The sequence below is a fragment of the Methylobacterium sp. Leaf94 genome (genome assembly GCF_001426045.1).
Classification (GTDB): domain Bacteria; phylum Pseudomonadota; class Alphaproteobacteria; order Rhizobiales; family Beijerinckiaceae; genus Methylobacterium.
The window spans coordinates 1-13,274 of record NZ_LMRM01000008.1; the positions used below are offsets into that span (position 1 = coordinate 1).

General features: G+C 70.7%; 13 protein-coding genes. 6 read left to right on the forward strand and 7 right to left on the reverse strand.

The genetic code is table 11. The annotated features are described in order from the left end of the window. Window positions 1–648 precede the first annotated feature (648 nt). Together ASG63_RS06060 and ASG63_RS06065 are read left to right on the forward strand one after the other, a co-directional pair. Entirely contained in the window at window positions 649–1,278 is a 630-nt protein-coding gene (locus ASG63_RS06060) for a recombinase family protein (RefSeq protein WP_056213119.1), read from the forward strand. A 130-nt stretch (window positions 1,279–1,408) separates the two neighbouring features. After that, the gene (locus ASG63_RS06065) at window positions 1,409–1,702 is read left to right on the forward strand and encodes a hypothetical protein (RefSeq protein WP_156389599.1); all 294 of its coding nucleotides are present in this window, start codon (window positions 1,409–1,411) and stop codon (window positions 1,700–1,702) included. 22 nt (window positions 1,703–1,724) lie between these two features. On the opposite strand, the gene ASG63_RS06070 is transcribed toward ASG63_RS06065, so the two are convergent. Next, on the reverse strand, window positions 1,725–3,860 hold the full coding sequence (locus ASG63_RS06070) for a carbohydrate porin (protein ID WP_056213124.1): 2,136 nt from the start codon (window positions 3,858–3,860) through the stop codon (window positions 1,725–1,727). A gap of 357 nt (window positions 3,861–4,217) precedes the next feature. Next, window positions 4,218–4,436: a hypothetical protein gene (locus ASG63_RS06075; protein WP_156394088.1), complete on the reverse strand. Its 219-nt coding sequence runs from the start codon at window positions 4,434–4,436 to the stop codon at window positions 4,218–4,220. Between the two features lie 446 nt (window positions 4,437–4,882). On the opposite strand from ASG63_RS06075, the gene ASG63_RS06080 reads away from it, so the two are divergent. Next, on the forward strand, window positions 4,883–6,574 hold the full coding sequence (locus tag ASG63_RS06080; protein WP_056213128.1) for a HAMP domain-containing methyl-accepting chemotaxis protein: 1,692 nt from the start codon (window positions 4,883–4,885) through the stop codon (window positions 6,572–6,574). On the opposite strand, the gene ASG63_RS06085 is transcribed toward ASG63_RS06080, so the two are convergent. From ASG63_RS06085 to gntA, 4 genes are all read right to left on the reverse strand, one after another. Beyond that, the gene (locus ASG63_RS06085; RefSeq protein WP_056213130.1) at window positions 6,540–7,175 is read right to left on the reverse strand and encodes a DNA-3-methyladenine glycosylase; all 636 of its coding nucleotides are present in this window, start codon (window positions 7,173–7,175) and stop codon (window positions 6,540–6,542) included. The two genes, ASG63_RS06080 and ASG63_RS06085, sit on opposite strands and share 35 nt — an antisense overlap. Then, a complete protein-coding gene (gene rnhA / locus ASG63_RS06090; RefSeq protein WP_056213133.1) occupies window positions 7,172–7,945 on the reverse strand; it encodes a ribonuclease HI in 774 nt (257 codons plus the stop codon). The genes ASG63_RS06085 and rnhA overlap by 4 nt, the downstream gene beginning before the upstream one ends. Before the next feature lie 95 nt (window positions 7,946–8,040). Continuing rightward, the gene (locus ASG63_RS06095; RefSeq protein ID WP_244476400.1) at window positions 8,041–8,664 is read right to left on the reverse strand and encodes a DUF1989 domain-containing protein; all 624 of its coding nucleotides are present in this window, start codon (window positions 8,662–8,664) and stop codon (window positions 8,041–8,043) included. Next, window positions 8,654–9,352 carry a guanitoxin biosynthesis heme-dependent pre-guanitoxin N-hydroxylase GntA gene (gntA, locus tag ASG63_RS06100; protein WP_056213136.1) on the reverse strand — a complete coding sequence of 233 codons (699 nt, stop codon included), beginning with the start codon at window positions 9,350–9,352 and terminating at the stop codon, window positions 8,654–8,656. The genes ASG63_RS06095 and gntA overlap by 11 nt, the downstream gene beginning before the upstream one ends. A gap of 207 nt (window positions 9,353–9,559) precedes the next feature. Here gntA and ASG63_RS06105 point away from each other — a divergent pair, with 207 nt between their 5' ends. The 3 genes from ASG63_RS06105 (at window position 9,560) to ASG63_RS25030 (ending at window position 12,379) form a co-directional block, all read left to right on the forward strand. Next, entirely contained in the window at window positions 9,560–10,786 is a 1,227-nt protein-coding gene (locus ASG63_RS06105) for an App1 family protein (protein ID WP_056213138.1), read from the forward strand. A gap of 217 nt (window positions 10,787–11,003) precedes the next feature. Further along, window positions 11,004–12,143 carry an HPP family protein gene (locus ASG63_RS06110; RefSeq protein WP_056213140.1) on the forward strand — a complete coding sequence of 380 codons (1,140 nt, stop codon included), beginning with the start codon at window positions 11,004–11,006 and terminating at the stop codon, window positions 12,141–12,143. A 98-nt stretch (window positions 12,144–12,241) separates the two neighbouring features. Next, on the forward strand, window positions 12,242–12,379 hold the full coding sequence (locus ASG63_RS25030; RefSeq protein WP_156389601.1) for a hypothetical protein: 138 nt from the start codon (window positions 12,242–12,244) through the stop codon (window positions 12,377–12,379). Window positions 12,380–12,482: 103 nt separating this feature from the next. Here ASG63_RS25030 and ASG63_RS06115 read toward each other — a convergent pair whose 3' ends face one another. Beyond that, window positions 12,483–12,914: a hypothetical protein gene (locus tag ASG63_RS06115; protein WP_056213142.1), complete on the reverse strand. Its 432-nt coding sequence runs from the start codon at window positions 12,912–12,914 to the stop codon at window positions 12,483–12,485. Window positions 12,915–13,274 lie beyond the last annotated feature (360 nt).

Consider the following 13,274-nt stretch of genomic DNA (forward strand, 5'->3'; position numbering starts at 1 on the left):
CGGGACGGCCTTTCGAAAGCCATGGCGGACGAGATCGGAGCAACGCCGAGGACGAGGGCGGCGGCGAGGGCGGCGATACGGGTCTTCATTGTGGCTATCGGGCTCCTATACAGTGCGAACCGTTTTTCTTGGTTCGCTTCATCTGTCTGAACCCAATATGGGGCCTCGATCTCAGCCATGACGTGCGGCCAGGCACGTAGAAGACAGGATTAAACGGTGGGACCTGAGATGAGGGGTCGCCCCGTCTCGATGCATCATGAATACATCTTGGACAAAGGTGCCGTAAGTCTCGAGCCAAGGATGCCCTGGACGCCGACTTTCGCCGAAGCGACGCGCGCATTCGGCGTCGGTCGCGAGGCACCCTGCCCACCGGCCAGACGGTGCCGCGGGGACGCTTCAACGGCCGATCCGGACATCCGCATTGAACGCCAGCGGGACCTCGACCGCGTGCTGAACGGGATCCGCGGTGACGGCGGCCGAGAGCCGTACTCCGTAGCGCCGGGGCGGGGCGACGGACGCAGCCCCAGGGTGCCGAACCACCCCCGCATCACGCCGCCGCACCTTCGTCCCTGCGCCGTCGAATGGATTGACACGGCACCGCACGGGCGTCGTCCTGCGGGCCCGAATGTCCGAGTGCGGCCGTGATCGATGAAGACCATTCTGTATGCCCGGGTCTCGACCGGAGACCAGACCATCGCCCATCAGGAGGCGCAGGCTGCCGCCGCGGGCTTCGTCGTCGACGAGGTCGTGGCCGATGACGGCGTGTCGGGCCTGAGCACCTGCCTGCGCGAGCGGCCGCAGGGGCGCCGGCTGTTCGACCTGCTGCGGCGGGGCGACGTCCTGGTGGTGCGCTGGGTCGACCGCCTCGGCCGCAACTACGCCGACGTCTGCGACACCCTGCGGGAGATGATGCGCCGGGGCGTCGTGGTGCGCACGGTCATCCACCGGCTGACCTTCGACGGCGCCACGGCGGATCCGATGCAGCAGGCCGTGCGCGATGCCCTCATCGGTTTCATGGCGGCGACGGCCCAGGCCCAGGCGGAGGCCATGCGAGAGGCGCAGAAGGCCGGCATCGCCCAGGCGCGGGCGCGCAGCGACGTCTATCGCGGACGCAAGCCGAGCTTCAGCCGGGCGCAGTACGAGGCGGTGCGCTCCGCCCTCGTCGAGGGGCGGGGGATCTCGGCGATCGCCGTCGCGACCGGCCTCAGCCGGCAGACCGTCTACCGCATCCGCGACAACGCCGCGGAAGCGGAGGCGGCCCTGGCGCGCTGGGCCTGAGGCTCGGGCCGACGGGAGGTCTGGGCCGGCGGAAGCCCCGGGCTCGGCCGGGGGCGCTGCTTCGTATGGTCGCCTCCCCCGGGCGCCCGCATCGGCTTAGTCTGGGGCGCCTGACCGATGCGGGATGACCATGGGCGCCGCCACTCTCCTCGGGCTCACCACGCTCGCGTTCCTCGCCCCGCTGCCGCCGGAGCGCTACCATCCGCCGGAGCCGCCGCCCCGCGGGGTTGGCTGGGCGGTCTGTGCCGTGGTCGCGCTGCTGCTGGTGGTCACGGTCGTCCCGCTCAGCCTCGCCCTCGCCGACAAGTGGGCCATGGACGCGCATGTCGCCGAATGCCGGGCGGCGGGCGGCCGGTTCGTGCCGGTCGCGTCGGTCAACGGACGGGCCTATCGCTGCGACCAGCCGGAGCGGCCGCGCTCCTGACGCCGGACCGACGCCCCGGGGGTCAGAAATCCGCGTGGATGCGGGTGCCGAAGAAGTCCGCCGGCCCGCGGTCCCGGTTGTAGGCCGGGTTCTCCACGTGCTGGTAATTGACCGACAGGGTCAGGGTCCTGTTCAGGGCGAAGGCGTAGTAGGCCTCCACTGCGCGCTCGGGGGCATAGTTGAGCCGGCCGTCGCCGATGAGGAGGCCGACGCCCCCATTGGCGAAGAAGGCGCGATGGCTCGGCGAGATCGCGTTCATCGAGGTGCCGAGGCCCACCGTGTCGCCGGGCCGGCCCCAGGCGGTGCCCTTGAGGGACACGCCGCCGGACACCGACCGGTCGATGTCGGTGAAGGACAGGCTCTCGGTGCGGCCGTCATTGGCGCTGAACCGGGCGAAGACGCCGAGGTCCGCCGTCACCGCCTGCTCGAGATTCAGGTAGAAGCCGGTCTTGCGCCGCGCGGCCCGCGTGGCGGCGGCCGCATCGTTGATGTCGCCGAAGAGCCCGGCCTGGGTCAGCGACACCACCTCCCGGAAGTCGGCCGAGTTGCCCACATTGGTGAAGAAGCCGAGGCGCAGCTTGCCGGGCTGATCGAGGACCGGCAGCACGTGGCGCTCCTCGAACTCGATGGTGGTGCCGGCCCGGCGGAAGACGCGCGGGTCGAGGACGTCGCTGGAGGGCTCCTTGGGCACCTGGGTGTAGGCGGCCCGGATCGCGAACGCCGCGCGATTGTACTCGACCATCACGCCCTGGGTGAAGCCGGGTAGGTTGGCGGGGAAGTCGTAGGCGCCGGAGGCCCAGATGCCCCAGTTCATGAAGTCCACCCGCGGGTCGTGGGCGTAGACGTTGCCGTCGAAGTAGTCGCCGAGGGCGAACTTGCCCGCCACCACGGTGATCCGCTCGATGTCGCGCCGGGTGGCGACCTGGTTCGGGCCGTCCGGCACGTCCTCGGTTTCGCCGCCGAGGCCGAAGGTCTGGCGCACGAAGTAGCGGTTGGAGCGCAGCTTCGGGAACGGCGCGCCCGCCTTCTGCGCCTCGCCGTTGACGAAGCCGGCGACGCCCAGGGTCCGGCTCAGGCCGAAGCCCTGGGAGAATTCCGGATTGTAGTAGAGTTCCGTGCCTTCGAAGAGCTTGAGCCCCAGGAAGGCGGTGGCGGTGGTAGTCGACTGGACCTGATGGCCGATCAGGCTCGCCGGACCGGTATAGGGCGCGCGGAAGCCTGGCACGCCCTGGGCGATGAAGGTGGTCTGGCCGTGGAGCGAGAACCGATCGCCGGAGCCGTCGCCGGGATCGTGCGGCGCGGCGTCCTCGACCTCCGGCGGCAGCACGAAGCCGTTCGGATGCCAGGACAGGCGCGCCATCATCTGGTGCGAGGTGAAGGAATCCTGCCGCGTCGCCACCGGGCCGAGGCCCGGGACGGCGCCGAGATCGAAGCGGCCGCTGCCGCCGAGGTCGAGATAGCGGTAGTCGATCCCGAGGGCGAGGCTCTCGGTCACGGCGAACTGCACGCCGGCTCCCAGGGTGAAGCCGAGCGAGGAGAGGTCGCGCCGCGCGGTGGTGACGCGGCCGGTGCCGGGGTCGGGATAGCTCGCCAGGATGCGGGCATTGGCGCCGGCGAGCCCGAAGCTCGCATAGACCAGCGACCGCTCGAAGGCGTAGCCGAAGCGCCCGCGCAGGGTGCCGTAGACGTCGGTCTTGGCGCGGATCAGGCCGAGGCCCGGATCGCCGTCGCCGACGAAGCCGGGGGTGGGCAGGAGCACCGGCCGCTTCAGGTTCGCGCCCGCGACATCGGCTTCGATCCCGTACAGCCAGGGGCCGGTCTGCCAGTTGTAGCCGCCGAACAGGCCGCCGACGGCGGTGGTGGCGTCGCGGCCGAGGTCGGACCGACCGGTGGCGTCGCCCGTCTTGAACGGACGGGCCGGGCGACCGCCGACCGTGGTGTCGCGAAAGGTGTAGGCACCGTAGGAATTGCCGGCGCTGCCCTCGATCCCAAGATAGGGCCCCGACCAATCGACGAAGGCCGGTGCCGTGGCCAGGGGGCGTGGCGCGCCGAGATCGGCGGCGTGGACGCCGGAAGCGGCCGTCAGGGTGAGCAGGGCGAGGCCGGCGGTTCCCGCGCGGTCAGGGCCGCCGCGTCCATAGCGATCCGCTCTCGTCATACCGCCCCCGCGCCGTTTGTCCGAGGACAGGGTATAGACGGTGCTATAACTATGACAATATGGTTTAATCCAAGCCGGGACGGGATCGGGGCCACTGTTGCGCAAACAGCGCAGGGGCGATCCGCGCGGGATCTCGCGTCCCTGCGTTCGACCGTCCGGAGCGCGGCCCGTCGGGACGATCCCTTAGCCGTTCTCTGCGAAGATCGGATGACCCGCTCGGCACCCTCCATTTGGGGGATGTCAGGCACCGGGGCTGCGGTCTAGCCTGGGCGTCTCCAAGGTTTCGGACCGTCTCGGCCCGCAGGGCATCGCCCCTGCGGGCTTCTTTTTCGGTCGCGGCGGCCGATCCACTCTCCGTCAGGCGGTGCCGGTCTCGATCTTCTCGATGAGCGCCGTCAATTCACCGATGCGCAGGCGGAGGCCTTCCCGGGTGCTCTCGTCCATGTTGCGCAGGGCGTACCCGTCCTCGAACTGGCGCTCCTCCGTATGGGCCTCCTGCCCGCGTGCGGCGAGTTCCGCCATCAGACGATCGCGCTCGGCGCGGTACTGGGACTTTCGGTCGTCGGTGACGGGCATGGTCATTCCCTGGCGGATGGCGCGCAACGCGTCCGGCTCGCCTGACGGGCGGGCCTTGGGCGGGAAACGCGGACCTTCGCCCCCGGGTTCAGACGGCGCGGACCGGAACCATAGCGCCGGCCGACCGTTGCACCGACGACCCAAGCTCGAAGACCTCATCCCCGCCCGGCTCACGCCGAGGCGGGTTTTTTTTTCGCGCCTGTGTCCGCGCTCCGATCCGGCCTCCGCCCCCGGCGGCCCGCGTTCGTCGAGGTATTGCCACCGGTCCGGTTCGGATAAGGCCCGGATCAAGTCCGTAATCGGAGACGTTCAGATACGATCCGGAAAGTAAATATAATTCAATAACTTCGTAATCCAGCGCAAACGATGAGCAGTCACGATGCTTTAGCGGTGCCTTAAGTTTCCCGCTGCTAGCTCTGGCACCGATACCGGTCCGGAGATCTCTCGTGGCTTTGCTCGCGCGCTTCAGCATCATCACCAAACTGATCGCGGTGGTCAGTCTGATCGGGGTCATCGTCAGTGGCTGCCTCTGGTACGCCACCACCCAGATGACGCAGATCGACGAGGCCTACAGCCGCTTCGTCTCCCATGACACGAAGGCGATCGCCGACCTGCGGACGGTCAACCGGCTGGTCTTCACGATGAGCTACTTCAACTTCCGCAACATCGCCGAGGGCAGCCCCGACGAGATGCAGAAGACCGACAAGGGATTCGACGAGGCGAGCGAGCGCCTGAACAAGGTGCTGGCGGAACTGCGGGATGCCGCTCCCAGCTTCGCGCCGCGCATCGACGGTCTGAAGCAGAAGGTCAACCGCTTCATGGCCGACAGCTCCGAGGCGCGCACCCTGGCGAGCAGCGGCCTGAAGACGGAGGCCCTCGTCCTGCTGCACCAGACCGTCGACCCGACCTTCGACGCGATGGTGTCGGAGGGAAGCGCCCTCGGCCGGGACATCCGGACCTTCGTCGACTCGGGCGCCCGCGATCTCGCGGCGATGACGGACCGGACCCGGACCAACACCCTGCTCCTCGGCGGCCTCGGCCTGCTCGCGGGCCTCTTCGCGGCTGGGCTCGTCGCCGTGTTCGGTATCACCCGTCCGATCGGCCAGCTGGTCGAGGCCCTGCGCCGGATGGCGCGGGGGGACAGCGACGCGGTGATCCTCGGGCGCGACCGGCGTGACGAGGTCGGCGCCGTGGGCCGCGCGGTGGAGGAGATCCGCGCCCTGGTCGCCCGCAAGGCCTCGGAGGAGGCCGAGCGCCGGCAGATCGCCGATGCGGCGGCGGCGGCCGAGCGCCAGCGCACCATGCATGAGCTCGCCGACGGCTTCGAGGTGGCGGTCGGCTCGATCATCGCCACGGTGTCGGCCTCGGCCGGCGCGCTGCAGGAGACCGCCGCGGCGATGAGCACCAACGCGGCCCGGACCACCGATCAATCGGTGACGGTGGCGGCCGCCGCCGAGGAGGCGGCCTCCAACGTCAACACCGTGGCGGCCGCAGCCGAGGAGCTCGGTTCGTCGGTGCAGGAGATCGGCCGCCAGGTCGACGGCTCGGCCAACCTCGCCCTGCGGGCGGTGGAGGAGGCGGCCCAGACCGCCGGGCTCGTCCAGGACCTCAGCAGCGCCGCCGCGCGGATCGGCGACGTCGTCGCGCTGATCACCACCATCGCGGGCCAGACCAACCTGCTGGCGCTGAACGCGACGATCGAGGCGGCGCGGGCTGGCGAGGCGGGCCGCGGCTTCGCGGTGGTCGCCGCCGAGGTCAAGGAACTCGCCAACCAGACCACGCGGGCGACCCACGAGATCGAGGAGCAGATCGGCCGCATCCAAGCCTCGACGGAGCAGGCGGTCGGGGCCATCCGCACCATCAGCGGCCGGATCGGCGAGATCAGCCAGGTGACGACCTCGATCGCGGCGGCGGTGGAGGAGCAGGGGTCGGCGACCCAGGAGATCGTGCGCAACGTCGGCCAGGCCGCCAGCGGCACCAGCGAGGTCACCGAGAACATCTCGGGCGTCGCCCACGCGGCCGAGGAGACCGGCGCCGCCGCCCGTCAGGTGCTCGTCTCGGCCTCCGACCTGACCGCCCAGTCGGAGCACCTGACCGTGCAGGTCACGCGCTTCCTGGAGACGGTCCGGGCGGCGTGAGGGGGCCGCCCGGCGTCGCGTGGCGCGAGGGCGGCCGGCTCACGGCCCGCGAGCCGGCGAGCAGGAAGCGCCAGGGCGTCTCCACCGCGCGGGAGATACCGATCCGGCGATCGGCGATCCAGGCCGGCGCCGTCTCGGGGGCGGCCAGCGCGAAGGGGGGCGCGTCGAGGGCCAGGCCGTCCATCGCGAGGCTGACGGCCAGCGCCTGGCAGAGGCGGCCGGGCCCGGCGCAGAACAGGCGCGGATCGGACAGCCCCCGCCGCGCCGCCATCGCGTCGAGCCCGTGGCGGGGCTCCAGCGCCCGGATCAGGACCGCGCTGCCCGGCTCGCAGACGAGGTTCAGGCACCAGTGCAGGCCGTAGGAGCGGTAGACGTAGGCGTGCCCCGGCGGCCCGAACATGCTGGCATTGCGCCGGGTCGGGCCGTTGACGCTGTGCGAGGCCGGGTCGCTCCGGTCATAGGCCTCCGTCTCGACGACCATCCCGCCGATCCCGTCCACCCGCAGGTCGCAGCCGATGAGGGACGCGGCCACGTCCGCCGCCGGGCGGGCGAAGAAGCCGGCCGGGAGGCGTGCGCCGAGGGGATCGCCCGCTGGACTCAAGGGGTGGAGACGCCCTTGCCCGCGTTGGCAGCCTTGGCGCCGCGCAGGTCGGCGCGGGCCCGCTCCAGCCCCTCGGGGCCGAGGTCGAGGGCGAGCCGCACCGCCCGTTCCACGTAGGCCTGCGGCGTCAGGCCGGAGGCTTTCGCGGCGCGCGAGACCTCCAGGCCGAGGCCGAGATCGAGGGGGATCGCGCTCGTGCGCGCCGGGGCGGGCTCGGACGCGGCGGGCGCTGTGGCCAAGGCCGCCTGCGAGACCGCCTGCGAGACAGCCGGGGCAACCGCCGCGCGCAGGGCGGCCGTTCCGGTGAGCGGTGCCGGTCCGCTCTCCGGGCGCAGCGGCAGGCCGAGGGCCTCGCGCCGGCCCTGCGCCGCGAGCCGGTCTGCGCGTTCGTTGCCGGCCTCGCCCGCATGGCCCCGGACCCAGGTCCAGCGCACGTCGCGCCGGGCCGCCAGGGCATCGAGCTCCTGCATCAGCTCGACGTTCTTCACCGGGCCGGTAGCGGTGCGCCAGCCCTTGGCCTTCCAGCCGCGCATCCACTCGGTCACCGACTTGATGACGTACTGGCTGTCGCAGCGCATCTCGATCTGCGCGCCCTCGGGGAAGTGACGCAGGGCGTTGATCGCCGCGGTCAGCTCCATGCGGTTGTTGGTGGTGGCCCGGTCGCCGCCGCAGAGCTCGATGCGGCCGTTCTCGGCCTCGATGACGACGCCCCAGCCACCGGGGCCGGGATTGGGATCGCATCCGCCGTCGGCATAGACGATGGTTCGCATGGGACTCGCTTCGACCTGTTCACAACGGGGCCCCCCGGGAGAGGGGGCGCCGGGCGCCGCCCATAGCACGGGCGCGGCCCCGTCGGGCACCCGCTTCAGAGGCGGGCCGGGTCGATGCGGTAGCGGATCGGCTTGAAGCTGTTGTTGTTCGATTGCAGGGCCGAACAGGCGGTGAGCCCGATCACGAGGTCGCATTCCGCCTCGAAGGTGACGTGGTCGCCCGCCCGGCTCAGGGGCGGCTCGACCTTCAAGTCGCCCGTGCCGCCATCGACGGTGACGTTCATGAACACGTTGAAGGCCACCGGGATCCGGTCCGGCACGACGCCGTAGGGCGCCAGCGCCGCCGCGAGATTGCCGAAGCAGCCCCGGTGCGGGTGGGTGTCGCCGTAGATGATCCGGAAGGTGTCGGCCGAGCACGGGGTCAGCAGGAAGTCGTGGCGGCCCACCGTGTCCGCGACGATGCGCAGGAGCACATTCGAGCGGTTGGAATAGATCGGGTCGCCGGTGGTGAGGTAGATCCGGCTGGCATAATCAAGGGTCCGGCCCGAGGAGATCACCTCGTCGAGGTCGCCGCGGACGAAGGCGAGGAGGTCGGCCACCTGCTCGCCCTGCGGGTCGATCACGGTGAGGCGCTCGCCCTTGTCGAGGGTGAAGGCGACGCCGGAGCGCGGCGCGATCTCGTGCATGGTCGATGGGTGCGGGCGGGGCTCAGGCGGCATCGCGGGCCTCCGCGTCGCGGCCGCGGAACGGGCAGACCCAGTCGGCGTCGACGGCGCGGCCGCTGTACTGGCGCGCCTCCGAGGCGTCGCCATGCCGGGCGAGCATCGGGTTGATCGAGCCGGCCAGCGCCTCGTCGCGCGAGAGGATCGCGCTGCGCAGCTTCTCGTAGCGCCCCTCGGCGCGCAGCTGCTCGAACTGGGCGCGCAGGTTGAACACCAGGACCGGGTGCGGGAAGCGCCGGGCCGGCCGGCTGGCACCGGGATGCATGCCGACCACGAAGAACGCCTCGCCGGCGAAGGAGAGCGAGAAGTGCGGGTCGTTCGGGTCGGCCTCGACGCGGGTGTCGTAGCGCTGGCCGAGGAACGCGTCCTTGTCCGACAGGGACTGCACGCGGTCCCAGAGGTGGCGCTCGAAGGCCTCCTCGCCGAGGTCCGTCGGACCTTCGAAGATCACGGCGAAGCTCTGGAACAGGTCGGGCTTGGCCCGGTAGCGGCAGATGAAGGCGAGAAGGGCGGGATAGAGCCGGGGATCGTCCCAGCTCGAGGCGATGCTGCGCGCCACGACGATCTTCATCTGGCCCTTCGACAGGGCCGATTTCGCGCCGACGCAGGGGAAGGGCTGGCTTCGGATGAAATCCTGGAACTCCACGGCCAGGGGATGGCCGCTGTCGTCGGTGGGGAGATGCATGGAGACTCGACGCTGACATCACCCGGAACGCAGGGTGCATGGGGTGAACCGGAGGGACATGGCCGAGTTCCGTTCGCGCGACGGCATGGCACGCATGCTCCACAGCCCTCCCGGCGACGGCGGCGATGCCCCGCGGCGAACCTTTGCCGGCGCCGGGCATTGAACCGACGATGTCGAGACGGGGCCCACGACGATGACGACGCAACCATGACCGGCCGACAGGGGGTCGCCCGGTTCGCGAAAGGCACCCTGCAGGCGTTGCGCCTGCTGGCCAAGCCGGTTCGACGGTCTCAAGGCCGCGCCGGGACGGTGGTGGAAACTTATCGGGGCTACGGCTCCCGCGACGAGGTCTTCCTCATCGGCCGGGTCTTTCGGCAGTCGAGCCGGGCGGCCGACGCGCCGGACGAGGGCTGGGCCGCCGAGCTGCGCGACATCCGCCGCCGCATCACCCGCCGCACGGTGGCGGGTGCCGCGCTCACCGCGCGCTTTTTCGGCTGCGAGGAGCAGGTCGTCACCGACCGGGACGGCTACTTCCGCGTCCACCTGCGCCCGAACCTGCCCGCGCCGCCGCAGGCCTCCTGGCACAGCCTGGAGCTCGATCTGGCCGGCCCCGAGCCCGTGCGGGCGAAGGCGCAGGTGTTCATCCCCTCGGTCGATTGCCGGCGGGTGGTGATCAGCGACATCGACGACACGATCATGCACACGGGCGTGGCCAACAAGGTCAAGATGCTCTGGCGGCTGTTCGTGGAGGATGCCGAGAACCGGGTCGCCTTCCCGGGGGCCGCCGCCCTGTACCGGGCGCTCTATGCCGGGCCGTGCGGGGCGGAGGGCAATCCCATGCTCTACGTCTCCCGGGCGCCGTGGGGCATCTACGACATGCTCAGCGAATTCTTCGTCATGCATCGGATCCCGGTCGGGCCGGTGCTCTTCTTGCGCGAATGGGGTCTGTCCTGGACGAGCCCGCTGCCGCGCCGGGCCGAGGATCACAAGCGCCACCTCATCGACCACATGCTGACGCTCTACCACGACCTGCCCTTCGTGCTCATCGGCGACAGCGGCCAGCACGATCCCGAGGTCTACGCGGGCATCGTCGCGGCCTATCCCGGCCGAGTGGCCGCGGTCTATATCCGCAACGTCTCGCGGGATGCGGGCCGGCTGGAAGAGATCGCCAAGCTCGCCGAGGCAGTGGAGGCGGCCGGCAGCAGCCTGGTTCTGGCCGCCGACAGCCTCGCCATGGCCGAGCATGCCGCCGAGCACGGCCTGATCGCCCACGCGGACGTGGCCGATGTGGCGCGGGAACACGGGACCGTGCCGGAAACCCGCCGTCGCGCCGGCCGCATCCGCGCCCGCGGCCTGCGCAAGATCCTGGGCGGGGCCGGGCCGACGCCGCCCAACGTCATCGTCGAGCCCGGCCGGTCCGATCCGCCGGCCTGAACCCGCCATCGGAGTGCCGGCTTGCGCCGAACCGGGCCGGTCTCCGGAAAACCGCTCGCCGCCCTGCGCGGGGCTCTGCCGTCGAGGTGGGCAATCTGCCCGAACCGTTTGCAATTCTGACCTCGCCCTGTAAGGTCGCACTGGTATACCAGAGACGTCGGCCTGCATTTTCAGCGTTCGCTCGTGCAGCGCGCGCATCGCGAGCGAGGGGGAGAGGATGTCAGACCCTACCGGTCCCGACCGCCCGGCCGGCGCGCTGCTCGGCGCCCGTCTGTTCCGGCCGATCCTGGCCGGCGCCACCCTGCGCGAGCGCCTGATCGGCTGCCTTGGCGCCCTCATCGGCATCGCCCTGACGGGACTCGTGACCGGCTGGATGGTCGGGCAAGGCCCATACATTCCCCTTATCGTGGCGCCCATGGGGGCCACGGCGGTGCTGCTCTTCGCCGTGCCGGCGAGCCCCTTGGCCCAGCCCTGGCCGATCATCGGCGGCAACACGATCTCGGCCCTGATCGGCGTGACCGCCGCCCACTTCATCCCCAATCCGGTGCTGGCCATCGGGGTCGGCGTCTCGCTGGCCATCGCGGCGATGTCGTTCACGCGCAGCCTGCATCCGCCGGGCGGGGCCGCGGCGCTCACCGCGCTCATCGGCGGCCCGGCCATCGCCTCCTCGGGCTTCCTGTTCCCCTTCGTGCCGGTCTGCCTGAACTCCATCATCCTGGTCAGCCTCGGCATCGCCTTCCACCGGATTTCCGGGCGCACCTATCCGCACGTCCCGTCGGCCCCCCCGGCCAACCTGCACGGCACGACCGACCTGCCGGCCCCCATCCGGGTCGGCTTCAACGCCCGCGACGTCGACGCCGCGCTCCTCAACCTCAACGAGACCCTCGACATCGACCGCAGCGACCTCGACCGGCTGCTGCGGGAGGTCGAGAGCCAGGCCCTGGTGCGGGCGCACGGGGCCCTGGACTGCGGCGCGGTGATGTCCCGCGACGTGGTGACGATCGGCCTGCACGAGTCGCTCGCCCGGGCACGCGACCTCCTGCTCCGGCACAACATCCGGACCCTGCCGGTGGTGGACGAGGCGGGCCGCCTCGCCGGAACCCTGGGCCTGCGCGAACTGGCCCTGCGCGGGGAGGGCAGCCTCGCGCAGGTGATGTCCGAGGCGCACACGGCCCGGGCGGCCGAGCCCGTGCTGAGCCTGGTGGAGCCCCTGACCAACGGGCACGCGCATGCGGTGGTGGTGACGGGCGAGGACCGCCGGATCCACGGGATCATCACCCAGACCGACCTGCTCGCCGTGCTGACGCGCCTCGCCTCCGCCAAGGCTTTCGACGCGAACCCCGCCGCGGCGGCCTGAGCGGGGCAGGGGCCGGCGGCACTTGGTCCGACACTTCGCCCCGGGCGCTTGGCCCGGCGCTTGGTCCCGGGCGCGTGGCGCGGTTGTTGCGAGGAGACGTGCTCCCTCGCACCGAAGCCCACGGGTTCGAGCCGATGCACGACGCGCCGCTTCTCCTCCACCTCCTGTACGCCACCCTGATGGTGGCCAGCATGATGCTGACCTGGCAGGTCCATCGGCTCCTCGGCCGGGCCTGACGGATGATGGCCGGCAGGCGTGCCGGCCGGCTGCGTGGTCCATTACGACGGCAGGGGGCCCCGCCGTCGCCGGTCGACGCACGCCCCGCACCGTGCACCTGTCTTAGGGAGCCAATCGGAAACTGGCGCTCTCGATCGTCTCCGGGTCGTTCATGGAGAGCCGCCATTCGCTGTGCGCGGCAGAGAACTTGACGGTGAAGACATCGCTGTCGTCGACGCGAGAGATGCCCTTGAAGGCGATCGACACGAGGTCGCCCCAGGACCTCACCGTCCTCATGTTGTCCGGCAACTGCTCCTTGAACGCCCGTGCGAGCGGCTTGCTCATGCGCGCGAGTTCCGGGCTGCCCCGCTGAGTCGCCTCGATGATCCGACGCAGAGCCGCTTCACTTCCAGGGGCCGGCGTATTCGCAGCCTGCCGCGCCTCCCGCCGTGCCTCGGTGGCGTTCGCCCGGTCTTCCCTGATCCGCGGAGAGGTCTGTTCAAGCCCGTTCTGATGAAGGATGGCGGCAGTCGCGGTGCCATCCGGACCGACCATGAAGCTGATCTGTGCCTGGATATTGCGATTTCGATAGAAAATTTTCGACTGCTTTCCGGGATGATCGAGTAAAACGACTGTCCTGTGACGCGAACGATGAGATCGTTCGCGTCCCGCTGTACAACGATGATGGTCTTGGGAGTCAGTTCGTAGAAGCCGACGTATCCGTCCTCGACCTTTGGATCGATCCGGACTTCCGTTCGTGGACGCGCCTGCCCGATCCTGAGCCGCTCCATGCGGTCTTTGTCGGTCTCCGTCCGCCCCTCGGTCAACCGCCGGACCTCCGCCCGGAGCCGGCGCCAACTGGGGAAACCGTAGTCACGGGCGAGATCGCGTTGCACCATCGCGAGCTGCGCTGTC